The sequence below is a fragment of the Paenibacillus tyrphae genome, assembly GCF_024158745.1.
Taxonomy (GTDB): Bacteria; Bacillota; Bacilli; order Paenibacillales; family NBRC-103111; genus Paenibacillus_G; species Paenibacillus_G tyrfis_A.
Genome location: NZ_JAMZAW010000016.1, coordinates 78,624 through 104,919 on the forward strand (window position 1 = coordinate 78,624; position 26,296 = coordinate 104,919).

At 56.1% G+C, this 26,296-nt stretch carries 24 protein-coding genes; 17 read left to right on the forward strand and 7 right to left on the reverse strand.

Features of this window, described 5'->3' with window-relative positions; genetic code table 11:
- Positions 1-3: 3 nt before the first annotated feature.
- The 4 genes from NI000_RS23110 to NI000_RS23125 all read right to left on the reverse strand — a co-directional run bounded on the left by NI000_RS23110 (position 4) and on the right by NI000_RS23125 (position 3,104).
- Positions 4-672 carry a serine/threonine protein kinase gene (locus NI000_RS23110; RefSeq protein WP_253413749.1) on the reverse strand — a complete coding sequence of 223 codons (669 nt, stop codon included), beginning with the start codon at positions 670-672 and terminating at the stop codon, positions 4-6.
- Positions 662-1,552 carry an SMP-30/gluconolactonase/LRE family protein gene (locus NI000_RS23115; RefSeq protein WP_253413750.1) on the reverse strand — a complete coding sequence of 297 codons (891 nt, stop codon included), beginning with the start codon at positions 1,550-1,552 and terminating at the stop codon, positions 662-664. The genes NI000_RS23110 and NI000_RS23115 overlap by 11 nt, the downstream gene beginning before the upstream one ends.
- A gap of 207 nt (positions 1,553-1,759) precedes the next feature.
- A complete protein-coding gene (locus tag NI000_RS23120) occupies positions 1,760-2,035 on the reverse strand; it encodes a hypothetical protein (protein WP_216795700.1) in 276 nt (91 codons plus the stop codon).
- A gap of 79 nt (positions 2,036-2,114) precedes the next feature.
- Positions 2,115-3,104 (reverse strand): cation diffusion facilitator family transporter, encoded by a 990-nt coding sequence (locus NI000_RS23125; RefSeq protein WP_253413751.1) that lies wholly within the window; start codon positions 3,102-3,104, stop codon positions 2,115-2,117.
- Positions 3,105-3,430: 326 nt separating this feature from the next.
- Here NI000_RS23125 and NI000_RS23130 point away from each other — a divergent pair, with 326 nt between their 5' ends.
- The 15 genes from NI000_RS23130 (at position 3,431) to NI000_RS23200 (ending at position 20,983) form a co-directional block, all read left to right on the forward strand.
- Entirely contained in the window at positions 3,431-4,255 is an 825-nt protein-coding gene (locus NI000_RS23130) for a sugar phosphate isomerase/epimerase family protein (RefSeq protein WP_253413752.1), read from the forward strand.
- Between the two features lie 32 nt (positions 4,256-4,287).
- Positions 4,288-5,646 (forward strand): amino acid permease, encoded by a 1,359-nt coding sequence (locus tag NI000_RS23135; protein WP_253413753.1) that lies wholly within the window; start codon positions 4,288-4,290, stop codon positions 5,644-5,646.
- A 79-nt stretch (positions 5,647-5,725) separates the two neighbouring features.
- Complete coding sequence (locus NI000_RS23140) at positions 5,726-6,748, forward strand: SIS domain-containing protein (RefSeq protein WP_253413755.1); 1,023 nt, start codon at positions 5,726-5,728, stop codon at positions 6,746-6,748.
- A gap of 64 nt (positions 6,749-6,812) precedes the next feature.
- The gene (frlD, locus tag NI000_RS23145; protein WP_253413756.1) at positions 6,813-7,595 is read left to right on the forward strand and encodes a fructoselysine 6-kinase; all 783 of its coding nucleotides are present in this window, start codon (positions 6,813-6,815) and stop codon (positions 7,593-7,595) included.
- Between the two features lie 69 nt (positions 7,596-7,664).
- Positions 7,665-8,393 (forward strand): GntR family transcriptional regulator, encoded by a 729-nt coding sequence (locus NI000_RS23150; RefSeq protein ID WP_127460703.1) that lies wholly within the window; start codon positions 7,665-7,667, stop codon positions 8,391-8,393.
- 413 nt (positions 8,394-8,806) lie between these two features.
- Complete coding sequence (locus NI000_RS23155) at positions 8,807-9,037, forward strand: response regulator transcription factor (protein ID WP_301292646.1); 231 nt, start codon at positions 8,807-8,809, stop codon at positions 9,035-9,037.
- 618 nt (positions 9,038-9,655) lie between these two features.
- Positions 9,656-10,237, forward strand: a complete 582-nt coding sequence (locus tag NI000_RS23160; protein WP_253413849.1) for a YqaA family protein — start codon at positions 9,656-9,658, stop codon at positions 10,235-10,237.
- A gap of 367 nt (positions 10,238-10,604) precedes the next feature.
- On the forward strand, positions 10,605-12,227 hold the full coding sequence (locus NI000_RS23165; RefSeq protein WP_253413758.1) for a response regulator transcription factor: 1,623 nt from the start codon (positions 10,605-10,607) through the stop codon (positions 12,225-12,227).
- Positions 12,224-13,999, forward strand: a complete 1,776-nt coding sequence (locus tag NI000_RS23170) for a cache domain-containing sensor histidine kinase (RefSeq protein WP_253413759.1) — start codon at positions 12,224-12,226, stop codon at positions 13,997-13,999. The genes NI000_RS23165 and NI000_RS23170 overlap by 4 nt, the downstream gene beginning before the upstream one ends.
- Positions 14,000-14,013: 14 nt before the next feature.
- The gene (locus NI000_RS23175) at positions 14,014-15,000 is read left to right on the forward strand and encodes a substrate-binding domain-containing protein (RefSeq protein ID WP_253413760.1); all 987 of its coding nucleotides are present in this window, start codon (positions 14,014-14,016) and stop codon (positions 14,998-15,000) included.
- 51 nt (positions 15,001-15,051) lie between these two features.
- Positions 15,052-16,320, forward strand: a complete 1,269-nt coding sequence (locus NI000_RS23180) for an ABC transporter substrate-binding protein (protein WP_253413761.1) — start codon at positions 15,052-15,054, stop codon at positions 16,318-16,320.
- A 480-nt stretch (positions 16,321-16,800) separates the two neighbouring features.
- A complete protein-coding gene (locus NI000_RS23185; protein ID WP_253413762.1) occupies positions 16,801-17,244 on the forward strand; it encodes a hypothetical protein in 444 nt (147 codons plus the stop codon).
- Between the two features lie 507 nt (positions 17,245-17,751).
- Positions 17,752-19,137 carry an extracellular solute-binding protein gene (locus NI000_RS23190; RefSeq protein WP_253413763.1) on the forward strand — a complete coding sequence of 462 codons (1,386 nt, stop codon included), beginning with the start codon at positions 17,752-17,754 and terminating at the stop codon, positions 19,135-19,137.
- A gap of 79 nt (positions 19,138-19,216) precedes the next feature.
- Positions 19,217-20,101, forward strand: coding sequence for a carbohydrate ABC transporter permease (locus NI000_RS23195; RefSeq protein WP_253413764.1), 885 nt, complete (start codon positions 19,217-19,219; stop codon positions 20,099-20,101).
- Positions 20,102-20,113: 12 nt separating this feature from the next.
- Complete coding sequence (locus tag NI000_RS23200; protein WP_253413765.1) at positions 20,114-20,983, forward strand: carbohydrate ABC transporter permease; 870 nt, start codon at positions 20,114-20,116, stop codon at positions 20,981-20,983.
- Positions 20,984-21,110: 127 nt separating this feature from the next.
- Here the strand turns inward: NI000_RS23200 and NI000_RS23205 are convergent, their stop codons facing one another.
- From NI000_RS23205 to NI000_RS23215, 3 genes are all read right to left on the reverse strand, one after another.
- Positions 21,111-21,896 (reverse strand): endonuclease/exonuclease/phosphatase family protein, encoded by a 786-nt coding sequence (locus tag NI000_RS23205; RefSeq protein WP_253413766.1) that lies wholly within the window; start codon positions 21,894-21,896, stop codon positions 21,111-21,113.
- Between the two features lie 106 nt (positions 21,897-22,002).
- Complete coding sequence (locus tag NI000_RS23210; RefSeq protein WP_253413767.1) at positions 22,003-22,917, reverse strand: ABC transporter ATP-binding protein; 915 nt, start codon at positions 22,915-22,917, stop codon at positions 22,003-22,005.
- Positions 22,917-23,603, reverse strand: a complete 687-nt coding sequence (locus NI000_RS23215) for an ABC transporter permease (protein WP_253413768.1) — start codon at positions 23,601-23,603, stop codon at positions 22,917-22,919. Before NI000_RS23215 ends, NI000_RS23210 begins: the two co-directional genes overlap by 1 nt.
- A 169-nt stretch (positions 23,604-23,772) precedes the next feature.
- Here NI000_RS23215 and NI000_RS23220 point away from each other — a divergent pair, with 169 nt between their 5' ends.
- Both NI000_RS23220 and NI000_RS23225 read left to right on the forward strand, forming a co-directional pair.
- Positions 23,773-24,498, forward strand: coding sequence for a response regulator transcription factor (locus tag NI000_RS23220; protein WP_253413769.1), 726 nt, complete (start codon positions 23,773-23,775; stop codon positions 24,496-24,498).
- Positions 24,495-26,228, forward strand: a complete 1,734-nt coding sequence (locus NI000_RS23225) for a sensor histidine kinase (protein ID WP_253413770.1) — start codon at positions 24,495-24,497, stop codon at positions 26,226-26,228. Before NI000_RS23220 ends, NI000_RS23225 begins: the two co-directional genes overlap by 4 nt.
- The last annotated feature ends 68 nt before the right edge of the window (positions 26,229-26,296 follow it).

Below are 26,296 nucleotides of genomic sequence, written 5' to 3' on the forward strand. Positions count from 1 at the left end.
TCTTTATCTTTTGAGCAAACGGTAGCCTTTCCGGACCGCATTCAGCACGAAGCCGGGAATTGGGACACGCTGCAGGGGCGGAAGGTAAAACCGGTCGTACGCCTTCTTCAGATCGTCCCACATCCCGCACGGCTCCGGCTTCAAAAAATCCGATACGTCGACCACGACGCCGCGGCCGTCCCGCATCATGACGTTTTTGCCGTGAACGTCGTGCGGGCGAAGCCCTTTGTTTACCGCATAGGCAAGCGCTTCGTCTATATCGTCGATTACCTGCCGGGGGATCGGGATGCCCTTCCGGATGCAATCGTACAGCGTGATGCCGTTCAACCGCCGGAGCACTAGGTAGCCGTCGCCATAGTACAGGCACTCCGAATAGGCCGGATGCCGCCCCAGACGGCGGTACACCTCGGCCTCCTCTTCCAGCCCCGGCCGACCCGGCGCATATACCTTCACCACATACTCCGGGTAATCCGTGTGCGCAACAACCGCCGCATAGTTGCCCGCACCGATCAACCGCCAAGGGACAGGCACGCGGTATACGGCGATCGGATCGTGCGGCTGCTCGCTCTTGATGCGCAGCTCCGGCAATAGGCGGCGCTCGATCTGCACGATGAACGGGCGACGCTCATCCCAGGCGTCATCGCCTGCCATCATCCGATTGTTATCCGCCATAAAAGCAAGCCGGTCTGCCCTTCACGCCCGTCTTGACGCGGAACAAGCCGCCGGCATGCGGCTGCTGCGCCAACTGTTCCTCGCTCAGCCCGGTCCGGGCCGTCGTAATGTACAGCTCGTCCCAGTCCGGACCGCCGAACGCGCAGGAGGTCGTCTGCGCAGCCGGGACGCGGACGAAGCCGAGCCTTTCGCCGGTCTGCGGATTCCAGCAGGACACCCGCCAGCCGCCCCACTGGGCAACCCATAGCATCCCTTCACGATCGACGGCCATGCCGTCGGGAACGCCCTCGCCTTCCGGAATCGTGACGACCGTGCGCCGGTTCGAGATCGCTCCTGCTGCCGGCTCGTAGTCGTAGGCGACGACCTGCTTGGTAGGCGAATCGATGTAATACATCGTGCGCCCGTCGGGGCTCCAGCCAAGCCCGTTGGAGCAGACCACGCCATCGATCGCCTTCCGCAGCGACCCGTCAGTCTCCAGGCAGTACAGCGCGCCCGTCGGGCCGCTGCTCATGCGGTTCATCGTCCCCGCCCAGAACCGTCCGGCTTCGTCGCACTTGCCGTCGTTAAACCGGTTTTCCAGAAGCCCCGCCTCCGGGTCGGCAATCTTCGTCAGCCGCTCCGTCGCCGGATCGAGCAGATGGAAGCCATGCTCCAGCGCGAGCACCAGACCGTCGCCCTCCGCTCTCGGCACCGCAGCCCCGACCCGCTGGTCAAGCTGAATCGAACGGTCCGTTCCTTGGACCGGATCATAGTGATGAATCCGCATTCCCTCGATATCGACCCACAGCAGCCGTCCGCTGCGGTGATCCCATACCGGCCCTTCGCCCAGCGCCGCCTTCCCGTCCAAAATCAATTCCGCCGTTAGCTGCCACGGTTCCAATTGCAGCCCTCCTCTTCCTTGCGTGCCCTGAAGCACGTACCATATGGTTCCATTGTAGCACAAAGGAAAAGCCAAAAGCGATGCGGCCGCCAAGCTTGACAACGGCACCGCAGGTCTGGTTACGCCCTGCATCGAGCCGAAAAAAGACCCGTCGGCCCCACCTCTTAAAGAGGAGGGGTTAACGGGTCTTGAGACTTGCTTCGGCCGTTATTCTTCTTCCATCGGCTGCAAGCTTTGCAGGTCCGATTGGTCTTCGGCAAGCTGCGCAGACGCTTGCTCTACGGCGGGCTTGTTCTCGTCATGCCCGGCTTGGGCGATCGAGCGCTCGGCTTTTTCCACGGCCGTTTCGGCCTGCTCGATCATTTGGGCGGTCGGATGGCTCTGCGCTTGGGTTACGGCGTTATGCGCCTTTTCCACCGAATTTTGCGCTTGCGAGACCGGATTTTGCGATTGCAGGCTGGTGTCGTATTCGTAACGGGTCATTCTTGGTCATCCTTTCCACATACGGGGTTGCTGTTAATGTGGGAAGAAACGGCCGTTTTTATTCTTTCAGGATTCCGGATTATACCCGCAATTCCTCGTGGCGTATAGCCGATTTCTCGACCTGGATCGTCGCATGGTGGATATTGAACCGCTCCGCCATCAGCCCGATTGCCTGCTGCAGCACCTTTTGACTGTCCCGATCGTCCTCGATCTGGATGTGGCAGCTGAACGAATCGAGGCCCGACGTAATCGTCCAGATGTGAAGATCATGCACGTCCACCACGCCGTCGATGCTCTCCAGCGCCTGCTTCACTTCCTCTTGACTCACGCCGGCCGGCGTCCCTTCCATCAGCACGTGAACCGTATGGGAGATCACGCCCCAAGCTCCCTTAAGAATCAGCAGCGCTACGAGCACGCTGATGATCGGATCGGCCACGTACCAGCCGAAGGCCAGCATCACCAGCCCCGCGATAATGGCGCCGACGGAGCCGAGCGCATCCCCGAGCACGTGGAGATAAGCGCTGCGCAGGTTGACGTTGTTCTTCACGTCGCCCTTCCGCATTAGCGCCCACGCGCTGATCAGGTTGGCGAGCAGCCCTACGGAAGCAATCAGCATCATCGAGCCGCTGGCGACTTCCGGCGGGTTGAAGAAGCGGCCGTACGCTTCCCATATAATAAAACCGGCGATGAGAAACAGCGTAATGCCGTTGAACAGCGCCGCCAAAATCTCGAAGCGGTGAAAGCCGTACGTCTTGGCCGGGGAAGCCGGTCTCGCGGCGAAGCTGAGCGCGATCAAGCTGAGCAAGAGCGAGCTGGCATCGCTGAGCATATGCCCGGAATCCGAAAGCAGCGCCAGACTGTTCGTAATGAGTCCCCCGAAAAACTCCAGCAGCAAAATGCCCGCCGTGATGGACAAAGCGATGATCAGGCCCTTTTTGTTCCCTTCCCGGGCGTGGTCGTGATGGTGATGCCCGTGGCCGTGATGATGGTGACCGTGACCGTGGCTGTGATCGTGCTTATGAGCTGCTCCTCCGCTATGCGCATGCGCGCTATGGTTATGACTGTGCATAGGTCGTCCCTCCCAAGATACGGACGATCCGCTGAGGCGTTCGACCGTATATTTAATATATGAATACATGTTCATATATTATTATGCATCATCGCATATCCCCTGTCAATGCTATCCATGAGATTTTTTACCCGCCGTCTTGCCCATGATGTCAGTATGACCATTTCCATGCCGGTTTAAGAGGAACGTTCGTTTTTGACAAAACCGTGAAGCCGGCTGCGTGGAAAATTCAAACTTTTAAAAGAAAGCGCTTGCCATTTTATGTACTGTTTAATTATAATACAAAACATAACAAATAAAACCGATGCAGGAGGCGAGCTGCTCACATGATCATCGCAGGCATGAATATTACGTATCGTCATTTTCTGTTCGAGCATTTCTTGAACGGGATGGAACGCGCGGGAATCGGCAGCATCGAGTTATGGGCCGGGGAACCTCACTTCTATGTGGGGCGAGATCCGCTCTCCACGCTGCGGAGCATTCGAAAGGAGGTGAAAGCACGAAAGCTGAACGTCGTATGCTACACCCCCGAGCAGTGCGTCTACCCGTATAATTTGGCTGCTTCGGACCCAGAATGGCGAGCGAGGAGCGTGGCGTATTTCAAGGAAAACCTGTACGCCGCGGTTGAATTGGAAGCCCCGATGATGCTCGTTACGTCGGGCATTGGCGACTTTGCCGTCCCACAAGCCGATTCTTGGAATTTTGCAAGCGATTCCATTGCGCAATTGGCCCGAATCGCCGAAGCGGAAGGGCTGCTTCTGGCGCTAGAGCCGCTGACGTCATTTGAAACGAACCTGATCACGAGCCTTCGGGATGTGCGAAGCATGATGACGGAAATCGGCTCCCCATCCCTGCGCGGCATGATCGATACCGTCGCGATGCAGCTGGCCGACGAAACGCCGGACGATTATTTTGCCGCGCCGGGCGGCCTGCTGCATGTCCATCTGATCGACGGAGACGGTCAGTCGGACGCGCATCTGGCGCTTGGAGACGGGGCTCTGAACTGGGAAAGCTACGTGCAGAGCTTGCAAAAGCACGGGTACCGGGGATGCTGCACGCTGGAAATCATGGGCTCGCGTTATTATGCCAATCCGCAAGAAGCCATTGAAAAGTCGCTGGACAAGCTCCGGCAGTTCGGATTTTCTTCATAGGGTTTAACAACTTGAACATGGAGGAATCGTGTATGAGCAACGGCAGTCTCACACGAAAACTTGGATTCTGGTCCGCCTTGGCGCTCGCCGTCGGGACCACGATCGGCTCGGGCATTTTCGTATCGGTCGGCGAGGTGGCCCGCGCGTCCGGCACCCCGACAGTCTCGATCATGGCATGGCTGATCGGCGGCTTGATCGCCATTCCGCAAATGATGGTTCTGGGCGAATTGTCGACCGCTTATCCCGAGAACGGCAGCGGGTACGTGTACCTGAACAAAGCCGGCTGGCGGCCGCTCGCCTTTCTGTACGGCTGGGCCACGTTCTGGGCGCTCGATCCCCCGTCGATTGCGATCATGGCTATCGCGATCGTGTCCTACGCCGCCGTGTTTTTCCCGTTCTTCGCAGGCATCGCGGGAAAATTTCTGGCCGTCGCCATCATTCTGGCCATCACCGCGATCCACTATCGCAGCGTGAAGGAAGGCGGCGTATTCCAGGTCCTGATTACCGCGGTCAAAATCGTTCCGTTCGTCATCGTCGTCGCGCTCGGCTTTATGTATATGAATACCGACAATTTCGCCTACACCCCTCCGGGCGGTACGGCCAATACAAGTCTAATGGGCGGCATTTCCGCCACGACATGGGCCTATACGGGCATGGCGGCGATCTGCTTCATGGCCGGTGAAATCAAAAATCCCGGGAAGGTGCTCCCCCGCGCCCTGATCGGCTCGGTGCTGATCGTGCTGACCCTCTATACGACGCTGGCCGTCTCCGTGACGGGCTTAATGCCCTTCGAGCAGCTGATGAAATCGGAAGCGCCGGTGTCCGAGGCGGTTTCGTTTATTCCCGGGCTTGCGCATATCGCTTCGTCGTTTGTCTCGATCACTGCCATTATTGTCATTATCGGCTCGCTCAGCTCGTGCATCATGTTCCAGCCGCGCCTGGAATACGTCATGGCCCGCGACGGGCTATTCTTCAAACGGTTCGGGCAGGTGCACCCCAAATACGAGACGCCGAGCTTCTCCATCATCGTTCAGGTCGTTTATGCATGCGTGCTCGTCTTTTTAAGCGATCTGACGACGCTGCTCGGTTATTTTACGCTGACGCAGCTCGCGATTAACATTATGGACTTCGTCGCGATCTACAAATGCCGCAAACGCGACGATTACAAGCCCGTGTACCGCATGCCGGTGTGGCGTCTGACGACGATTCTCGCGATTCTGGGCGCCACGTGGCTCGCATGGGGAACGTTCACCTGGGCCCCTTGGCAGGGCTTGCTCGCGGCAGGGATCGTCATCGTCACAGGCCTTCCGGTGTACTATTACTGGGAAAAAAGAAATCGCTCTCATCGCGCCCCCGGCATCGGCCATGACGAAATTCCGAAAGAAGCCTAATTGGGATTGATTTTTAATTCTATTTTGTTATAATACAAAACATAACAAATAAATCAAAAAAGAGAGGCGTGTTGAACTCATGCTGCATTTGGACAAAACAAAAGTCGATTTTCTCGTAACGTCGAGCATGATCCCCGAGGTCGAAACCTTCATCCGGGAAGGCCAGCCGAAAGTTGCCGGCATCGCGCAAAAGCTGGCGCAGCAAAAGATCCGGCGCGTATACTTCGTCGGCTGCGGCAGCTCCAAGGCTGTCGGTGCGGCGGCCAAATATTTGATCGACAAATACAGCACGCTGGTCTCGAACGTGTATACCGGCTGGGAATTCGTCGACCATACGCCCCGCGCACTGGATGCCTCCACGGCGGTCGTCGTCATCTCCCACTCCGGCACGACGGAGGAAGTCGTTCAATCGCTGCGGAAAGCCAACCAAGCCGGGGCCGTGACGATCAGCGTCGTGAACAAGAAGGAAGGCAATCCGCTTGGCGACGAAGCCCAATTCGTGATCGACTACAACGCCCATGCGATGTGGGAATGCCATCTGCTAGCCCTGTACTTCTTGGCCCTGCAATGGATTCGGGAAGTCGAACCGTCCGAAGAGGTCGAGCGCATTCTTGCCGATATTCCGAAGCTGCCCGCCGTCCTGGTAGGCCATATCGATTCGTTCGAGGAAAAAGCGCTGAAGCTGGCGGAATCGGTCAGCAGTTGGAAAGGCTTCTATACGGTGGCGGCCGGTCCGCTCGTGTCCCTTGCTTATAAAGAAGGCGTCATTACGAATATGGAATTCATGTGGGGTCACGGCGCGGTGATCGAAAGCGGCGAGTTCCGCCACGGCCCGCTGGAAATCGTCGAGCCCGGCGTTCCGTTCGTCTTCCTGGTTGGCACCGACGCTTCCCGCCACATTACGGAGCGCGCCCTGCGCTTCGTGCAAAAATACAAAGGCGAGCACATCGTGTTTGACTATCAGGAATTGTCCGGCGGCTTGCATCCGGATCTGGCCCCGATGGTCATGTTCGTGCCGCTGGAATGGTTCTCTTACTACTTCGCCGTCGCGAGAGACCACAACCCCGATGACCGCCGCTACTACGGCGTCGTCGAATACTAGAATGGCGCGATCCCCCTGTCTTCCGGACAGGGGGTTACGCTCCTGTAGGAGGCGAATGGGAAGAATGAAAGCTGCTACCGTCGGAGACAACTGTATGGACGTCTATTTGTCAAGGCAGGAAAGCTACCCGGGCGGCAATCCGGTGAACGTAGCCGTCTACTTAAAGCGGCTCGGGGGCGATGCTTCGTATATCGGCTGGGTCGGCACCGATAGCTACGGCGAGCAAATGCGCCGGGCGATCCGCGACAAAGGGATCGACGTCAGCCATCTGCACCAAAAAGAAGGCCAAACCGCCGTAACCTACGTCGAGCTGATCGGCAGCGACCGCAAATTCGGCGACTATCACGAAGGGGTGATGGAGCACTTCGCGCTGACGGAAGCCGATCTGCGGTTTATCGAAGGGCATGCGCTGGTGCATGCCGGAATCTGGGGCCACGCGGAGCCGTATTTTCCGCGGTTCAAGGAGAAGGGCCTGATCACCTCCTTCGACTTCTCGGACCAGCTTCATCACGACTTGACCCGGCGGCTCCCGGCCTTCGTTGATTACGCTTTCTTCTCTTATACGCAGGACGACGCTTATATCCGCAGCTACCTGAAAGAAACGCATGCGCTCGGAGCCCGGGTCGCCGTCGCCACCTTGGGGGAAAACGGCTCGCTTGCCTACGACGGCGAGCGTTATTTCCGGCACGAGGCGGAAGCGGTCACCGTCGTGGACACGATGGGCGCGGGCGATTCGTTTATTGCCGGCTTCCTGCACGGGATCATGAACGGACTTCCGCTGACGCAGTGCCTGGAGCAAGGAACGCGGGCCGCGGCGCACACGATTACGTATTTCGGGGCCTGGTAGCTGGAATTCGCGGCAAAGTTGCATGTATAATGAGAAGAAACATTGGCGACATGGAGTCGATTTTACGCTATGAACTTAAACCCATCGACAGCGCAGCCCTTATACATGCAAATCAGGCAAATGCTGAAGAACGATATTCAAGAAGGAAAATACAAGCCCGACGAGCAGATTCCGACGGAAGCGGAGCTGTGCGACATCTATCAGGTCAGCCGCATCACGATCCGCAAAGCGATCGAGGAACTGGTCAAGGATGGCACGCTCACCCGCATCCAGCGCAAGGGCACCTTCGTCACCTCAAGCAAATTCCAGAACGAGCTGCTGTCGGTCAGCGGCTTCTCGGAATTCAGCCACCAATTGGGGATGATCCCCAATTCGCGCACGCTGCGCAGTGAAGTGATTCCGGCTACCGCGGATATGGCCGAGCGGCTGCAGATCGAGGAAGGAAGCCCGGTGCTTGAGCTCGAACGGCTGATGTATGTCAACGAGCGGCCGCTGTTTTACGATCTGGCCCACTACCCACTGACGCGATTCCCCGATCTGGAGAAAAAAATCGCGCGCGACGAATCGACGTACAAGATTTTGAAGCAAGACTACGAAACGGAAATCGACAGCAACGATAAAATTATCAATGTGATCGGAGCGACGAAGGATCTGGCGAAAGCGCTGGAATGCGACGTCGGCGCCAACCTGTTCCGCATCGTCAAAATCGCCTACGATTCGCACGACCGGCCGGTTCATCTCTCCACGTTCATGTGCGAGACGAACAAGGTGAATCTGACCGTGCACCGCGCGAAATGAGGCGAATCCCCCCCTCCTCAAAAATATTGGGCTACCCTTGCCGGCCAAGGTTCGGGTATGCTTCCATGCGAGTCTGGTAAAAAAAACAATCGAACCCCGGTGCTGTTCCGGGGTCGCTTGTTTTTTTTACCTTTCTTCAATATTTGATTGAGCGTATAACCAAATCTCAAAAAAAACGGTCCAATCAGCCAGATGAATGTTGCCTGAATGGGTGACGTGAGTTGAATCTGCATTTTTTATAATTATCCTCATTATGATGAATGGGATGGTGGAGGATAAAATGGCAGATCCACAACTGGCTTATTTTGTGTTGGTTATGATTCTAGTAGCTTTAATTCAGCTTAGAGAAAGACGGGTACGGGGCTGGACATTGTGGATGATTCCTCTGTTTCTTACCGTGGCAACCATTCAGGATGTCGCGGTCCTATCATAGAGAAGACAAAGCTGACGTCCAGTTAACCGAACGGGAACGAGAGGTAGTGCACCTGTTAATGGAAGGCTGCAGCAATAAAGAAATGGCAGGAAGAATGTACGTAAGCGAGACTACGATTAAGAACCACCTCTCCAGCATATTTGCTAAAATGGAGGTTCGGGATCGTACGCAAGCGGTGATTTTTGCCATTCAGAACGGTCTAGTCAACTAGCGCGTTTTCCCATACTTTAAACAGCGGATAACCAAGCTGAATGAACAAGAGAGTGTCCCTAACCATTTTTGGCTTTTGAGACACTCTTTTTTTATTTGCCACTTCGATATATGCGGATACTAACCAGGCAGTTTGTAATCAAGGTCGGATTCATACGAGCTAATCTCCCAGCCGTCTATACCTTTTATAAGTATAAGGAAATCCGTGTTGACATGCTGCGCGACCATCCTACTGTCATCGGAGCAACGGAATTGGCATAACAAGCTGAAATCCCGTTCTCAAACACGCCCCAACTTGTCACTTGTCGGAGGACTATGCCCGTTTTTTCATTCTCTTCACTGGCGAAAAGGGGGATTTTTTTCGATTGCCGTCAATTCCGTTAAATACGATTGAAACTCCTCGAGCTTAAATAGGAAAAGTCCGGCTTCCAAGACTTCAGTCTAGGACGGGAACTATACCTCGGAATAGTGCCTTTCGCTCCATTTTTTGATATCATGACAGTAACGAAATATTATGAAGTTGCCGGACAGAGGACTTCGAGGAGAATGCAAATGATTGGAACTAAGATACAAGCCCTTCTTTTCGTTGAGGGGGCAAACAGGCTTGATTAATTCAGTTTTGGAATTTCTGCGCAGCTTCGGGGATATCGGGCTTTTCATTCACGCCATGATCGACGCTATTATTTTTCCAATTCCCGCGTTTTTTCTTCAAATTTCCTTGAGCGCTTTAAACCCCGGGAACGCCTTATGGCTGGCTACGATCGGCTTTATAGGTTGTATGATCGGTACGCCAATCGGCTACGCCATCGGTAAAACTTCAGGCAATCTTATTCTTCGCAAATTTATGAAACAAAAGCAGCTGGATTCCGTTACCGAAATGTTCCGTCGTCATGGAGAAGCAGCCATTATGATCGGTTCTTTCACTCCTATTCCTTTCAAGATTTTTACCATTGTATCGGGTTGTATGAATTATCCCCTTTGGAAGCTGATCGGTTATGCTGCCATCGGGCGTGCGGCGAAATTTTATGTCGTCGGAATTTTGTTCTACATTTACGGCCATGCGGCAGAAGATATGGTCGGCGGAAGCACGCTCACCATCTCCATGCTGGCTGCCGGCGCAGTGATTGCATTATGCTGGCTGCTCGTGCGAAAAATTCAACGCCGGAAAAAAGAAAAACGCCAAACCGACATTTCACAATAAGCTGCGAGCCAGTCGTTCTTCTCTGAAGAATGCTGGCTTTTTCATTTGAAATTATGCGGAGCAATTTTTTGTAGATGTATCGATTCCCCGATCCATTGCTTGTCGAACAGGTTGCGGCTTAACGCCGCAGGTTGTTTGATCATGAGATGCTTTCTCCTTTTCGGTTTGGTCGAAGCCATCGTACGGCATGCGGACGATTCGTTGAAGGCGGACACGATTCATATTACGGATGCCGTAGCTGCGATGAGCGAGGGCGGCATGTTAAGTTTCTACAAAAAAATGCAAAAGCGCCCACAATCCTCTTGCCTGAATTTCCCTTTTTACAGTACACTCAACACAAAGTTACGCTGGAAATCCGGGGGTGCGCATGTACAAAATCATGATTGTGGACGACGAAGCGATCGTACGCGAGGGCATCAAGGAGCATATCGATTGGAACGGGCTTGGTTTCGAGCTCGTAGGCGATTATGCGAGCGGCCGGGAAGCGTGGGAAGCGATGGAGCAGCTCAGACCGGACCTCGTGCTGTCGGATATTTGCATGCCGTTTATGGACGGGCTGGAGCTGACGCGGCTCATCCGGACCCGGTACCCTTTCGTGAAGGTGATCATCCTGACCGGCTTCGACGATTTCGATTATGCGCAGCAGGCGCTGCGGCTCAAAGCTTATGACTTTATTTTGAAACCGATTACAGCGGCCGACCTTCGCGCGCTGCTGACGAAAGTGAAAGGCGAGCTCGACGAGGAGACCCGCCAGCGGGAAGATTTGACGCGGCTGCACATGCAATTGAACCAAAGTCTGCCCCTGCTGAAGGAACGCTTTCTCGAACGATGGGCGACGACCACCATGGGGGATATGGAAATCCGCGAGCGGCTCCGCTATTTCGGGCTTCCCGAGCCTCTGCCCGACTATGTGGCGATGGTCGTCGACATCGACGATTTCGGCGGCGGCGGCCACCTGCCCTCCGACCAGGATCAGGAGCTGCTGCGCTTTGCCGTGTACAACATGGTCCAGGAAATCGTGGGCCAGGAGAATGGAATCGCGTTTCGTACCCGCGAGGAGCGCGTTGTGGCCATCGTGTCCGGGCTTGCAGCCATGCCTCTGTACGAGCTCGCGTACCAGCTCGCCGAAACGATCCGGCAGTTTGTCGAGAAATATTTGAAACTGACCGTAAGCATAGGCGTCGGACGCGTATGCGGCGCGCTGGAGCAGCTTCCCCTCTCTTACAAAAGCGCCCTGTCCGCGCTCGAATACCGGCTGCTGCTCGGCAAAAACCAAGTGATCGGCATCGTCGATATGGAGGGACAGCCGCCCGCCGCTCCGGACAACGGCGCGGAATGGAACCGGCTGCTTGCCTCCGCCGTGAAAACGGGCACAACCGCAGACGTTCACCTCTTGATCGAGCAGTTGGTCACCCACTTGAAAACGTCCCGGATGCCGATCGAAGCGTGCTATTGGCAGATCCAGTCGGTGATCGTCACGCTGACGAATACGGTCCGGGAGCTCGGAGCGGACGAACCGCGCGCAGCCGTAGGCGAGCGCAATTGGCTGACGGACGTGTACCGGTTCAAAACGCTGGACGAAATCCTAGACTGGCTGAAGCACATTCTAAGCCTGGCGCTGAACCAAATTTCCGAGCAGCGAAACCGCCTGACGCATATGCAGGTGCTGCGGGCCACCGAGTATATTCACGAGCATTACGCGAACGAGAAGCTCTCCCTGCAGGAGCTGTGCCGGCATACGCTCATGAGCACCAGCTATTTCAGCACCGTGTTCAAGCAGCAGCTCGGTGAAACGTTCGTCGAATATTTGACGCGGGTGCGCATCGACAAGGCGAAGGAGCTGCTGCTGCATACCCCGCTCAAATCCTATGAGATTGCGGCGCAGGTCGGCTATGCCGATCCGAACTATTTCAGCCTGATCTTCAAGAAGCACTCCGGCCTCACGCCGACGGAATACCGGGATAACGCGACCAAGGAGCCACGCCAATGAAGCCGATGCTCCGCCCTCCGCTGCCACGGTTCCAATTCAAGAGCATCCGCTCCAGCATCGCTGCGGCTTTTTCCTGCTTGATTCTCGTCTCCGTCGGCATCACCAGCTTCATCTCCTACCGGCTGTCCGCCGACGCCGTGGAGAAAAATTCGCAAGCCTACCTCTCGGAAGTCATGAAGCAGGTCGGCGCCAACATCCAGTCCTACTTCACGAACATGGAAAACATCTCCACCCTGGCCCTAACGAACAAAGACGTCAAATATTTTATCTCCAACACGGTGTTCATCAGCGAGGCCGACCGCCGGATATACGAGAAACGCATTTCGGACATGTTCCAGTCGATTCTGTACACCCGCAAAGACATCGCCTCCATCATGGTGTTCGGATACAACGGCAAGTTCGTGTCAGACCGGCGCAGCACCAGCCTCAATCCGAACGCGAGACCGGAGGAGCAGCTCTGGTACAAGCAAGCGAAGCAGGAAGGCGGCAAGCCGGTCGTCTCCTCCTCCCACGTCCAGCATGTGATCCAGAACGAATATCGCTGGGTCGTCTCCCTCAGCCGGGAGCTGAAAAGCACCGACGGGATCGCGGGGGAAGGCATTTTTCTCGTCGATCTCAACTTGAGCGTCATCAGCGAAATCTGCAGCCAGGTCAACCTCGGCAAGCGGGGCTACGTGTTCATTGTCGACAACGGCGGCAACATCGTCTACCACCCGCAGCAGCAGCTCATCTACAGCAACCTGAAAAGCGAGCTGATCGACAAGGTGATGCATACGGAAAGCTTCGTCGCGTACGACGGCGACGAATCGCGGATCTACTCGGTCCACGATACGAAATTCGGCTGGAAAATCGTCGGCGTCGCCTACACGGACGAGCTCGTCACCAACAAGCACACGATTCAAGGCTCGTTCCTGCTGCTGGCCGTCTTCGGGCTGGCGATCACCCTGCTGCTGTCGTTTGTGCTCTCGCACCGGTTTTCCAAGCCGATCAAGAACCTTCAGGATAAGATGAAGCAGGTGGAAAAAGGCAACTTCGACATTCGCGCCGAGATCGAGCAGCAGAACGAGATCGGCCAGCTCGGGCGCACGTTCAACCTGATGGTCGGCCACACGAAGGAGCTGATGAGCGAAATCATCCGCAACGAGGAAACGAAGCGCAAAAGCGAGCTCAAGGTACTTCAAGCGCAGATCAATCCGCATTTTCTGTACAATACGCTCGATTCGATCATCTGGATGGCCGAGGGCAAAAAGCATGAGGAAGTCGTGCTCATGACCTCCGCGCTCGCCAAGCTGTTCCGCGCCAGCATCAACAAAAGCGACGAGCTCGTGCCCCTCTTCATCGAAATCGAGCATATCCGCAGCTATCTGCTGATCCAGAAGATGAGGTACAAGGAAAAGCTGGATTACCGGATCGACGTCTCCCAAGACATTATGGCCTGCAAAACGATCAAAATTTTGCTCCAGCCCTTCGTCGAAAACGCCATCTACCACGGGATCAAAAACAAACCGGGGTGCGGACTCATCACCATTGCGGGCAGGGAGAAAGACGGCAAGATCGTGTTCACCATCGAGGACAACGGCCTCGGCATGACACCGGACCAGCTGCGGCACATTCTGGTGCCGAAGACGGGAACGGAGCGCGGCACGGGCGTAGGCATCGCCAACGTTCACGAGCGGATTCAGCTTTATTTCGGGACGAGCTACGGCGTGAGCTTCGAAAGCGAACCGGAGAAGGGCACCCGGGTCACGCTGACGATCCCGAAAAGCGAGTAGGAAAGGAGCAGCCGATGCAGACGCATAAAAAAATCGTGTGGATGCTAGTGCCCCTCTTGGCCTTGGGCGCCTATACCGCCATCCTGCTCCAGTCCGTCCGGACCGAAAGCGGCAAGGACAAGAGCATTATCGTCATTATGAAAAGCAACGATATCCGCACGGAATTTTGGCAGACGGTCCGGGCCGGGGCGAAGACGGCCGCCAAAGAATTTCAGGCGAAGGCGGACATTCGCGGCCCCTTGCAGGAAACCGACGTGCACGAGCAAATCGGCCTCGTGGAGCAAGCGATCGCGGAGAAGCCCCAAGCGATCGTGCTGGCCCCCGCCGACAACGATCTGCTCGTTCCTGTAGCGGAGAAGGTGCGCCAAGCCGGAATCAAGCTGGTCGTGATCGATTCGCCGTTGGACGGCAATCCCGGCGACAGCTTTATCGCCAGCAACAATCTGGACGCAGGCCGAAAAGCCGGACGGGCGCTGGTCTCCATGACCAATGGCCGGCCCGCCGTGGCGATCCTTAGCGACAAGGGCGGCTCGCCCACCGCCACAGACCGGGAAAACGGCGTTCGGGAGGTGCTCGCCGCCGACCCGCCGGCGGCCGTCGTCGGCACGCGGTATGCTGCGAATCAGGAGGAGCTGGCCTACCAAGCGACCAAGCAGTTGCTGGCCGACCACCCGGAGATTAACGGCATGATCTGCCTGAACGAGACGGCTACCTTGGGAGCCGCCAAAGCGATCAAGGAACTGAACAAAAGCGCCTCGGTCAAGCTCGTCGGCTTCGGAGCTTCGATCTATGAGATCAAGCTGCTGGAGGAAGGCGCGCTGCATGCCACGCTGGTCCAGAAGCCTTTTAACATCGGTTATTTGGGCGTAAAGGCGGCTGTGGAGCTCATCGACGGGAAAAATGCGAACCCGCGCGACAACATCGATTCGACGGTCGTCACCAAGGAGAACATGTACGATCCGGAGAATCAAAAGCTGCTCTTCCCTTTTGTGGAAAGGTAAGGAAACCATGCCCCGGCTCGGGCGATCAATCCAAGAATCGAGGTGGACCGAATGAACCGACGGAAGCCCGCCGCAGTGGCCGTGTCGGCCACGCTGCCGCTGCTGCTGATGCCGCTGTCCGGCTGCGGGATCGACTCTTCCCCTTCTCCCGCTCTGGCGGAGCAGAAGGCGTTGATCCAGTTCTTGGCCGCGGAGTACAGCACGGATACGCGGCCGCTGCTGGAGAGCATCGTGAAAGATTTCGAAGCGAAATATCCGAACATTGACGTCGAGCTGCAGGTGGCGAATTGGGACATCCTCGACGGCGTCTATACGACCATGATCAGCAAGAACCAGCCGCCGGACCTGTTGAATACGAACGTGTACGCCCATTTTGCCAAGGACGGCCTGCTCAACGACTGGAACGAAATCCTGTCCCCGGAGCTGAAGGCGGACCTTCTTCCCAAGTTTCTGCAAATGGATTATTGGAACGGCGCCCAATACGCGATCCCTTATCTCGCCACTGTCCGCAACCTGTATTACAACAAGGACATTTTTGATGACATCGGGCTGACCGAGCCGCCGAAAACGTGGTCCGAGCTGGTCGAGACGGCGCGGAAAATCAAGCAGACGGGAAAAGCCGAAGGCTTCGGCGTGGACTTGACGGACAACGAAAGCCAAGCCTACTTGTCCTATTTCTTCTTCGGAGCGGGCGGAGGCTGGATGAAGGACGGGCAGTGGACGATCAATTCGCCGGAAAACGTCGAAGGGCTGACCTTTCTGAAGTCGCTTTACGACCAAGGGCTGACCGATACCGAGCCGACCGTCACGACACGCGACGAGAAGCACCGCATTCTCGGGAACGGAAAGCTCGGGACGATGATTTCGGGCAATTATTTCACTTCCGTCGTTCCCAAAGAATTTCCCGGTCTGAAATGGGGCATCGGACCGATGCCGGTCAAGGACGGAACCCCGCCCATCTCCTTCGGCGTGCAGGATGTGCTGGTGTCCTTCAAGACGGATCATACGAACAAAGAGGCGCTTTCCAAATTCATCAGCTTTCTATACGACGATGCGCGCTACGAGAACCTTATTCTGCGCGAAGGCTTCCTGCCGGTGACCAAATCCGTAGGAGACAAGCTTGCGGCCAAGGACAAGAACGTAAAAGACAGCCTCGAAGCGCTGCAGACGGCCAAATTTTATCCTGTCAACCACCCTGCCTGGCAGAAGGTCATGGACGGAACGCGAAAGATGGGTCAAGCCGTCCTGGTCGACCACATGCCGCCCCAAGCCGCCCTCGATCAGCTTCAGCAGATCGCCCTCACGAAAAGCAGGGAATAATGTGATGGGAATCCAATACTAAAAAAGCGTTTGAATGGTAGTGGTCAGTGCCTATCTCTTCGAATAAAGGTTTTGGGAACGCATGGAAAAATTTTTAAAACAAATAGGACCGCATACAAACATACATCGTATCCGGGCGTAATCTCGAACGTGAGGCCATGAGGTATTTTAGCGGTCTCGCCGGGCGCGATCACAAAGTCCTCGACCGCGACAGGATCGAAAGCGGCAGCGCCGGCCGTGGCGTAAGTAGGTACGGTAGCGTGTGGGTGGAGTTTACGGATTTTAACGTTAAGTGAAGGCATCGGGACTTCCGTTGTAGCGCGGCCGTCAGAGCCGTCGCCGCACGCCGGGCAGTGGTAAAGAGTGTCACTCTGCGTGGGTTTTCGACCTCGATAATACCGTCTCCGTAATCCTCTAAAGAATCTGTTAGAATATACCGATGCCAGTATTTATAACAATCTTATAGGGGGCGGAATAATTATGGGATATAAACTTAGTGTCTCTGATGCATCTATTGACGAGATTCGATCTCTTTCGGCGGACTCGCTTTTACTGAGAAAAGGCACCTTAGAAGCAAAAATTGAAGGTGGCAAACAAAGTGCTTATATACCAGTCATTATTGGGCTCATTATAACTTTCTGTACCTACTTCATTAAGGATGTTATTCCTACTTGGGGGATTTTAAGTCCATCCACTATAACTACTTTGGGAATAATAGTGTATTGCGCTATAGGATTCTCATCTTCGTTGCTATTCTTAAAAATTATTCGAGAAGTAGCGAGGGACGTGCTAGAACTGAAATTTGTAGAAAAAAGAATTGCAGACCTAGAAAAAGTCAAACAAAAGAGAGAATCTAGGTTGGAACAGAGGTATAGTAAGAAGCAAACTTCGGCCTCGTCTCCTCGACCACACGCCAGCCGCTAGCGGTTCCTTTCTGCGGCATCGTCTTCACGAACTCTGACGCGAACATTGCGTATTGCTTGTCGTCTTCGCCTTCTAGAACATGTTTCGCCTACATGAAACAAGCTTCCTTGTTTTGGAAGATTAGAGTGTTTAAGAAAGATCTTTTGACAAAAATAGAGAAACATACGGAGGTGGGGTATCTACTGGAGGAGCGATAGCGTTCGCCTTTGTCTGTGGGAAATATCCGCTGTTAAGCGGCTTCAATCAAAGTTTCCCACTGACAACAGCGACCGGAAGTAGATACCCCACCCCCTCGTAACCTCTATTACCTTGATTGACTACTTTCTCGACACTCTGAATAAGCTTCCTTGCATAGGAAGCTTATTTCATTTGTTTGAGTGACGATTATCATAAAAAAATAAAGAACTCTTGGAAGATATTCAATGGAGCTTTTGCATCAAACCTCCTAAGATAAGGTTACGCAATCAATGTATGCCTTAGAGATCCTATTTTAGGAGGGTTTGTATGATGAAAAAAGCATTAACCAAAAGCGCGGCCTTGGGTATGGCCTCCCTGCTTTGTGCGCTTTCGCTGGCCGGCTGCGGGGGCGCACCGGCCGCTAAACCGGCAGACACGGCCAAGCCGGGCGAAGCCGCCAAGCCCGCCGACGGAGCGAAGCCTGCGGACGGGGCCAAACCGGCGGACGGCACCAAAATCGCGGGCGACTTCGAGATTCAATACTTCGTCGGCGGCTACGGCGACGCCTGGTGGAAAGAAGTGATCGGCGAGTTCCAGAAGAAGTACCCGGACCTGAAAATCAAGCAATCGGCCGGCTCGCAGATCAACGACCAAATGAAGCCGCGCTGGATTCAAGGCAATCCGCCCGACGTCGTCTACATCGATGGAGCCGGGTCGAACGAAGCCCAGATGGTCAAGGACGATCAGCTCATGGACATCTCCGACTGGGTGAAAACCGCGAAAAACGTTGACGGCGACAAGCTGACGGACCAATTGATCGCCCCTCCTCAAGATTTCAACGGCAAAAACTTTACGATCCCGCTCGTCTTCGGCTCTTGGGGCACGTTCTACGACGAAGCGCTGTTCAAGAAGAACGGCTGGACCGTTCCGACCGATTGGGACAGCTTCCTCGCCACCAGCGAGAAGATCAAAGCCTCCGGCATCAATCCTTACATCCATACCGGCAAATACCCGTACTACATCGTCGGCGGGCTGGTCAACTCCGGCTTCGTGTCCGAGAACGGCGACAATCCGCAAATTTTGAAGGATCAGGAAGCCGCGAAGGAAAAAGCGTTCAAAAACGACGCCGTCGCCAAAACGCTGCAAAAGCTGGTCGTTATGCGGGACAAAGGGTACTTTGACAATGCCTCCTTCGGCATCAATCACACCGATTCGCAAATGCTGTTCCTCCAGCGTAAAGACGCCATGATTCCGAACGGGCTGTGGCTGGAGAACGAAATGAAGAAGGACGTCCCGGCCGACTTCAAATTCGGCTTCCTTCCTTCCGTCATGCAGAAGCCGGGCGGCAAAAGCATTGCCATTCCATACACGAGCAATATCGCCATCGCGAAGAAAGCGAAAAACCCCGAAGCGGCCAAAGCGTTCGTGCAGTTCATTTTCACGAAGAAAACGGCCACCCGCTGGGCGGAGCTGACCGGAGCCATCATGAACGTGAAGGCCGACCTCGAAGCGACAAGCGCCAGCGGCGTCGTGAAAACGGCCATGAAATATTTCAACAGCAGCAACACCATCGTCGCCCCCGTATTCAAGCTGAACGCCGACTTGGAGCAGGCCGAGAATGACGCCACGATCGCGCTGCTGCAAAAGAAAATTACGCCGGACGAATGGATGGACCGCATGGAGAAAGCCGCCGCTAAAGTCAGAGGAAGCAAATAGCGTCTCGACCCGGGAACGATCGGCAGGACCTCTTCCTGCCGATTTGTTTCTTCCAATCCCTAGCAGTGGAGGATGTCTTATGAAATGGAATCGCGCGCTTTTTATTACGACCTTCCTGCTGCCGACCTTCGCGGTGTTTCTGGTGTTCACGATCTATCCGTTATTCCGCGGCTTGTATTTGAGCTTCTTCGACTGGTCCGGCGGCTCGGAAACGATGAATTTCATCGGACTCGGCAACTACCGCGAGCTGCTGTCCGACGAGATTATCGGCCAAGCGATCAAGAACGACTATTTTCTCGTCTTCTGGAAAGTGGTTCTGATCATGCTGATCGCCACCTTCTTCGCCGTGGCTCTGACCCGGCTGAAGCTGCGGGAATACGGCTTCTACCGCGTCATTTTCTTCTTCCCGAACATCATTTCGGTTGCGGTCATCGGCGTGCTGTGGAGCTTCATCTATAATCCGCAGCTCGGCTTTCTCAATGCGTTCCTGTCGCTCTTCACCGACAAGCCGGTCGAGACGAACTGGCTGGGCGACGCGAAGCTCGCCATGTGGTCGCTGCTGCCTCCGAGCGTGTGGGCCGGGATCGGCTTTTACATGATTCTGATCATCGCTTCCATCCTGGCGATTCCAAGCTCGCTCTACGAGGCTGCGGAGATCGATGGCGCCGGGCAGTGGCAGCAGTTCTGGAACGTGACGCTGCCGCTCATCTGGGAGCAGTTCAAAACCTCGGTGCTGCACATTGTCATCACCACGCTGAACGGGTCGTTCATTATCGTCCGGCTCATGACCGACGGCGGTCCCGACAACGCGACGCAGGTGATGGGCTACTATTTGTATCAGATGGGCTTCAAGCAGTATCACTTAAGCTACGGCGCAACCATCGGCGTCCTGATTTTAATCCTGTCTTTGCTGACCACGCTGATCTTGAGCCGGTTCTTGAAGCGGGAAACCATCGAATTGTAGGGAGGGATGGGTATGGCCGGGACTTCCGCCGCAGGCAAACCCGCACATGGCGCAACGAAAGCGCTCGTCCGTTTTTTTCCTCTGGTATGGAGCATTCTTGTCATTTACCCGGTCCTGTGGACCTTCTTCACCTCGCTGAAGGATAATCCGCAGGTGCTTCAGGGAAAGCCGTGGGATCTGCCGTCCCCGCTGATCTTCGAAAATTACGCCAACGTCTGGAGCCGCGCGCATTTCGGCGATTATTTCATCAACTCAACGCTGGTCACCGCGGGCAGCACGCTGCTCTCGCTGGCGATGGCCGCTACGACCGCCTACGTGCTCGCCCGCTACGAATTCAAAGGACGAGGCGCGCTTTATTTCGTCTACGTCGCCTCCATGATGATTCCGACGATTCTCGGCTTGATTCCACTCGTCTTTTTGCTTAATACGCTGCAGTTGTCCAATTCGCTGCTGGGCTTGACCTTGGTCTACTCGGTGGGGGCGGTCGGCATATTGCCCTTCGGCGTCTTCTTCCTCGTCGGCTTCTACAAATCGCTGCCGAAAGAGCTGGAAGAAGCGGCCACGATCGACGGCTGCTCGTATTTCGGAACGTTCTTCCGCATCATGCTGCCGTTATCCAAGCCGGGGCTGGTCACCGTCGCCATTATGAACGCGCTGACCGTCTGGAACGAATATATCATGGCAACCGTCCTGATCAACGATCCGACGAAATATACGGTTCCGGTCGGGATCGCCATCATGCAGGGGGAGATGCAGTACCGTACGGAATGGGGCCCCTTGTTCGCGGGACTCGCCATCTCGATGATTCCAGTCATCGTCGCTTACAGCTTCTTCCAACGGCAAATTACCGGCGGGTTGACCGCAGGGGCGCTGAAGGGATGATACGAGGGAACATGTTCCCGACAAAAATAAGGTCTGCTCCTTTGCCCGGTTGAGGGCGAGAAGCAGACCTTAGATGTGCGTTGAACAGGCAGGTCGTGGAGCGTGCCAGCCGCCCCTGGATCGCCTCCTAGAGCAGCCGCACGTGTGCCTCGACGGGGTAATGGTCCGACGGATACACACCTTCCCAGCGCTCGCGGTGTACGATCGTTCTCGCAAATTCGGCGCCTTCCGTGGCGAACAGGTAATCGATCGGCTGACCTTCCGTACCGCCTTCGTAGGCATGGAACGTCCGGCCGACCTCCTCCTGCAGAACGTCGAAGGCGTCGGCCAGCCGCTCCTTCAGCGCGACAATCGCGGGATTGTCGGGGAAGGCATTGAAATCCCCCGTGAGTACGGCCGGAATTCCGTCTTCCTCCCGGCACCGTCGGATACGCTCCAGCACGAGGCGCGCGCTTTCTTCCCTGGCCCGCTGCCCCAGATGATCGAAGTGCGTGTTGAACGCATAGAAGCGGCGTCCCGACGCCTTCACCTCAAAGCAAGCCCACGTGCAAATTCTCGGCAGGCTGCTGTCCCAGCTCTTGCTGCCCGGCACGTCCGGCGTCTCCGACAGCCAGAACTGCCCGCTCGCCACCGGAGCAAGCAGGTCATGCCGGTAATAGATCGCGCAGCATTCGTCGTGGAGCCTGTCTTCCTCGTTCGTCGAACCGCTCCGTCCTTCGCCCAGCCGGCTGTACCCCGGCAGCTCCCGGTCCAAGTCGAGCAGCATCGCGTTTGTCCCTTCCTGCGTCCCTACGACAAGGGGGACCGTCTTCTTGATGGCGGCGGCTGCGTGCCGGATGCGGTAAGGCCAAGCGTTGCCTCCGTCTACGGGCGTATTTACGCGCAGGTTAAACGTCATCAGGTTCAGTTCCATCGCGGCATTCTCCTCCAATGGGTGATGTACTTCGGCGTGAACGCATCTTCACAGATGGGCTTTTTCCATTTTCCATTGTCAACCATGAGGAGATATCCCGCAAGTGCTAATCCAACATAAAAATGTCCTCCAGCGACAGACGGGCCGTTTGTACGCTGAACATGTCCACTTCATGCGAGCATAGCACGCGGATGACGGCGGCAATGTCCGCTTCCTCCCCGATCTCCGCCGTAAGGTACCGCTCGTCCCAGCTTTGGATGCGGCATACACCCTGCTGCTGCAAGGCTTCGCGCGCCTTCCCATACAGCTCTTCGTTCCGCGCCGCCAGCTTGACCGTCACCTGCATGCCCGGCTGGAACGTCCGCTGCAGCTCTTCGATCGTACCCAGCCCCGTGATCGTCCCCCGCTTCATGATCGCAATGCGCGTGCAGAGCTTTTCCACTTCATGGAGATTATGGGAGGTCATAAAGATCGTCTGCCGCTTGTCCGCGAGCGTGCGGATGAGCTGCTGCATCTCCAAGGCCGACTCGGGGTCCATGCCGGAGGTCGGCTCGTCTAGAAAAATCAGCTCAGGCTGTCCGAGAATCGCCTGCGCGACTCCAAGCTTCTTTTTCATCCCGAACGAAAATTTCTTCGTCTTCACATGCGCCGCCTGACTTAAGCCGACCTTGTCCAGCACGTCCAGACATTCCCGCTTGGAGACCTTCAGCCCCTTCACACCGGAAAAATACCGCAAGTGCTCAAGCGCCGTGTCGTTCCCGTAAAACTCCGTATAATCCGGCAGCACCCCGATATGCCGCTTCACGCGGTCCAACTGTCCGTGAGGCGTGCCCAGAATGGAAAATTCCCCGCCCGAGGGCCGGACGATGCCGGTCAGCATGTTGATGAACGTCGTTTTCCCCGCGCCGTTGCGGCCGAGGAAGCCGAAAATTTCCCCTTGGCTCACCTGCAGCGATATGCCGCGCACCACCTCGTGCGGGCCGTACGATTTTCTCAGCTCCTTCGTCTGGATCACGAGCATTACAGATCCCTCCTTTGCAGCAGCAGAATGGAGCCGCCCAACATGACAGCAGCCATCAGCAGAACGACCGCCCAGCCCCACGAGCCGCCATCGATAAAATAATAATACGGGGTCGCATACTTGAATATTTTCAGCCACAGCTTGTCGGAAAACTGGCTCCACAGCCCGAACAGGGGGATGGCCAAGCCGACGAGCAGACCGCTAAACATCGACATCGAGCGTCTGGGAATCAGACTGGACAGCAACAGGCACATGGATACCATGTAGAGAATCATCACCAGCAGTTGGCCGAACGACTTGAAATAAAACTTTTCCGCGAACACCGTAATGATGCCGAACGATACCAGCAAACAGACGAACCAGTACGTAAAAATACCGAGAAATTTGCCCAGCACGATGGACAACCGCGACGTTTTGGTTACCAAAAAACGGATGGTCCGGCTTTCCAACTCGCGATTCATGGTATCGTGGAAAAGGGAAAACATAAACAGAAACCCAAAGAGATACATCAGCAGCACCAAGCCGCTGACATAGCCTTCTTCGGCGACCTCCTTGCCGAGCATCGCGCCGTTCTTCGCTATGAAATCGGACAAGTAATAAGAGACCGCCGTAAAAATCGCAATCGTCACGATCGAAAACACGCTTTTAAAGGACTGCACGAATTCTTTTTTCCAGATGGCTAACATTTTGCTTCTCCTCCTTCACTCCAACCAGCATACCCCACGGAGCTAAACGGCGACAAAGCATCAGATAAAGACAAGATAAATCATGTGCCGCGCCGTTTAGGTTCTGTTAACCCGGAAGCGTTATACTTAAGACAAGATCATCTTTGGCCTATAGAGAGGAACGATAGACATGGAAGAAACGGCTGTTTTGCTGGTGGACGACGAGCCGGCTCTCCTGCTGATGCTGGATATGGTGTTGAAAAAAGAAGGCTTCCGCCGCATCGACCATGCCGAATCGGCCGCCGCGGCGCTCACCCGATGCAGACAAAAGCGCTACGATATCATTTTGCTCGATGTGATGCTTCCGGATAAAAGCGGCTTCGAGATTTGCCCGTTTATCCGGGAGACGACGGATGCCCCGATCCTGTTCGTGACCGCGAAGGGCTCGGATCTGGACAAGCTGACGGGCTTCGCGATGGGCGGCGACGATTATATTACGAAGCCGTTCAATCCGCTGGAGGTCGTCGCGCGCATGAAGGCGCAGCTGCGCCGTTCCAGGCCGCAGGCGGAGGAACCGGGCAAGTCCGCACGCACGCATACGCCCGTCTACGATTACGGGCGCTTTCAGGTCGACGAGCTGGCCGGAGAATTACGCGTGGAAGGAAAGCCGGTCGCCTGCCCCGCCCAGGTGTTCCAACTGCTGCTTTTCCTCTGCAAGCATCCGAACCGCATCTTCACGAAGGACCAGCTATATGAAGCGGTCTGGGGCATCGACAGCATGGGCGACGATCATACGGTCATCGTCCATATCCGGCGCATCCGCGAGCGCATCGAACGGGACCCGGGGCAGCCGGATTACCTGGTGACGGTCCGCGGGCTCGGCTACAAGCTCGTCCCGCCGAAGGAGCTGCCATGAACCGGATCAGCCGCAGGCTCACCTTTCAATTCGTTGCGCAGTTGGTCTTGTTCATTGGGGTCATGGCGCTGGGGGCACTCGTATTAATCGTCTACATCGGCCTGCAGACGGAAAAACACGCCGCCCAAAATCCCGAAGGCCTGCCGGGGTTAGGGGCGTTCCGTTCTTTGTTTGCCGTGAAGGGCGGTCAAGCCGTCGTCGATGCCGGATGGGCGTCCGCCTTGCCGGAGCGCGGCGGCTGGCTTCAGGTCGTAAGCCCGGAGGGGCGTGTGCTCGCCTCATCCGCGGCTCCCGTCGATGTCCCCGGGCAGTACGCGGCAGGAGAGCTATTCGCCTACTGGAAGAAAAAGCTTCCTTTTCCATACGCGCTGACCGTCAATCGAGTGGAGAAGGACAACAAGACGTACGTCGTCGTCTACGGCGAGAAGCGCAAGGCCGAACAGGCACTGCAACAGGTGCTGTCCGCCTTCGACGGGCAGGCTTTATCGCTGGCAGGCGAGCAGGCGCTGCGGCAGCAGCATGCTTCGCTGTACATTTACGACGCCGACGGCCGGCTGCTTCACGCATTTGGGGAAGAACATGCGGCCCGTTCAGAGGCTACGCTAAGTGACATGATTGGGAGCGCCTCAGCTGCGGGGAAGACGGAGGCGGAGGAAGCGGTGCACTTTGACCCGGCGACCCGGCAGACGTGGATCGTCCGTACCTCGGACGGGATGTCTGCGGAGGCCGGGGAAGGGTTGGACCAGATCATCTCGAATGGGTTTCTCGCCTATTTTATCGGTCTGGCCGCGTTCATTCTGCTCCTCTCCTACGTATACGGCGTCCGCTTCGGACGTCCGTTCCGGGCGATGCTGGAATTCATCGAGCAATTGGCTTCGGGGAACTATGCGCAGCCGCCCCGGACGGGCAAGGGGAAGTCCGGCGTCAGCGGGAAACGGCTCAGGAAGCCGAAGGGGACCTTCCGGTTGTTCCGGGAAGTGAACGAATCGCTCGAAGGCTTGAGGCTGGAGCTTGCCCGCGGCGAGCAGCTGCGGAACCGGCTGGAGCAGACGCGCGAGGAATGGATCACCGGCGTATCCCACGACCTGAAGACGCCGTTGTCGTCGATCAGCGGCTATGCGCATGTACTCGAATCGGCCCCATACTCTTGGTCCGAAGAGGAGCTGCGAACGATTGGCCGCACCCTGCGCGAGAAGTCCGATTTCATGTCGGAGCTGATCGAGGATTTGAGCCTGACGTACCGCCTGAAAAACAACGCGCTGCCGCTCGACCGGAAGCCTTCGGACGTGAATGAAGTCGTGCGCCGGGCGGTGGTCGCCTTTATGAACGATCCACAGGCGGCCTCCTACGCCATCACGTTCTCCCCATCGAGCAGCCCGGTCACGTACCCGATCGACCGCAAATGGTTCACCCGCATCGTCGACAATATGATCTCCAATGCGATCAAGCACAACCCGGCGCAGACGGCGATCGACATTGTGGTGAAAGCAGAGGCCGACCATGGCTTCACGGTCACGATCCGCGACAACGGCGCGGGGATGGACCCGAGGACGCTGGACCGGCTGTTCGATCGCTACTATCGCGGCACGAACACGGAGGAAACGACGAGCGGTTCGGGCCTCGGCATGACGATCGCCAAGCAGTTGACGCTGGCGCATGGCGGCGACATTACCGTACGCAGCGAGCCGGGCGAGGGGACGGAGATTGTGCTGCGTTTTGGCGGAGCTTAAGGTTTAGACGCTTATTCGCCCATACGAAAAAGGTCTGCCTGCCGTCCGAAGGACGAGCAAGCAGACCT

Excerpts from the sequence above, each read along its gene's own strand:
- NI000_RS23110 (WP_253413749.1), bottom strand. The coding sequence starts at position 672 with ATGGCGGATAACAATCGGATGATGGCAGGCGATGACGCCTGGGATGAG.
- NI000_RS23120 (WP_216795700.1), bottom strand. The coding sequence starts at position 2,035 with ATGACCCGTTACGAATACGACACCAGCCTGCAATCGCAAAATCCGGTC.
- NI000_RS23125 (WP_253413751.1), bottom strand. The coding sequence starts at position 3,104 with ATGCACAGTCATAACCATAGCGCGCATGCGCATAGCGGAGGAGCAGCT.
- NI000_RS23130 (WP_253413752.1), top strand. The coding sequence starts at position 3,431 with ATGATCATCGCAGGCATGAATATTACGTATCGTCATTTTCTGTTCGAG.
- NI000_RS23135 (WP_253413753.1), top strand. The coding sequence starts at position 4,288 with ATGAGCAACGGCAGTCTCACACGAAAACTTGGATTCTGGTCCGCCTTG.
- NI000_RS23140 (WP_253413755.1), top strand. The coding sequence starts at position 5,726 with ATGCTGCATTTGGACAAAACAAAAGTCGATTTTCTCGTAACGTCGAGC.
- frlD (WP_253413756.1), top strand. The coding sequence starts at position 6,813 with ATGAAAGCTGCTACCGTCGGAGACAACTGTATGGACGTCTATTTGTCA.
- NI000_RS23150 (WP_127460703.1), top strand. The coding sequence starts at position 7,665 with ATGAACTTAAACCCATCGACAGCGCAGCCCTTATACATGCAAATCAGG.
- NI000_RS23155 (WP_301292646.1), top strand. The coding sequence starts at position 8,807 with ATGTCGCGGTCCTATCATAGAGAAGACAAAGCTGACGTCCAGTTAACC.
- NI000_RS23165 (WP_253413758.1), top strand. The coding sequence starts at position 10,605 with ATGTACAAAATCATGATTGTGGACGACGAAGCGATCGTACGCGAGGGC.
- NI000_RS23170 (WP_253413759.1), top strand. The coding sequence starts at position 12,224 with ATGAAGCCGATGCTCCGCCCTCCGCTGCCACGGTTCCAATTCAAGAGC.
- NI000_RS23175 (WP_253413760.1), top strand. The coding sequence starts at position 14,014 with ATGCAGACGCATAAAAAAATCGTGTGGATGCTAGTGCCCCTCTTGGCC.
- NI000_RS23180 (WP_253413761.1), top strand. The coding sequence starts at position 15,052 with ATGAACCGACGGAAGCCCGCCGCAGTGGCCGTGTCGGCCACGCTGCCG.
- NI000_RS23185 (WP_253413762.1), top strand. The coding sequence starts at position 16,801 with ATGGGATATAAACTTAGTGTCTCTGATGCATCTATTGACGAGATTCGA.
- NI000_RS23190 (WP_253413763.1), top strand. The coding sequence starts at position 17,752 with ATGAAAAAAGCATTAACCAAAAGCGCGGCCTTGGGTATGGCCTCCCTG.
- NI000_RS23195 (WP_253413764.1), top strand. The coding sequence starts at position 19,217 with ATGAAATGGAATCGCGCGCTTTTTATTACGACCTTCCTGCTGCCGACC.
- NI000_RS23200 (WP_253413765.1), top strand. The coding sequence starts at position 20,114 with ATGGCCGGGACTTCCGCCGCAGGCAAACCCGCACATGGCGCAACGAAA.
- NI000_RS23205 (WP_253413766.1), bottom strand. The coding sequence starts at position 21,896 with ATGGAACTGAACCTGATGACGTTTAACCTGCGCGTAAATACGCCCGTA.
- NI000_RS23210 (WP_253413767.1), bottom strand. The coding sequence starts at position 22,917 with ATGCTCGTGATCCAGACGAAGGAGCTGAGAAAATCGTACGGCCCGCAC.
- NI000_RS23215 (WP_253413768.1), bottom strand. The coding sequence starts at position 23,603 with ATGTTAGCCATCTGGAAAAAAGAATTCGTGCAGTCCTTTAAAAGCGTG.
- NI000_RS23220 (WP_253413769.1), top strand. The coding sequence starts at position 23,773 with ATGGAAGAAACGGCTGTTTTGCTGGTGGACGACGAGCCGGCTCTCCTG.
- NI000_RS23225 (WP_253413770.1), top strand. The coding sequence starts at position 24,495 with ATGAACCGGATCAGCCGCAGGCTCACCTTTCAATTCGTTGCGCAGTTG.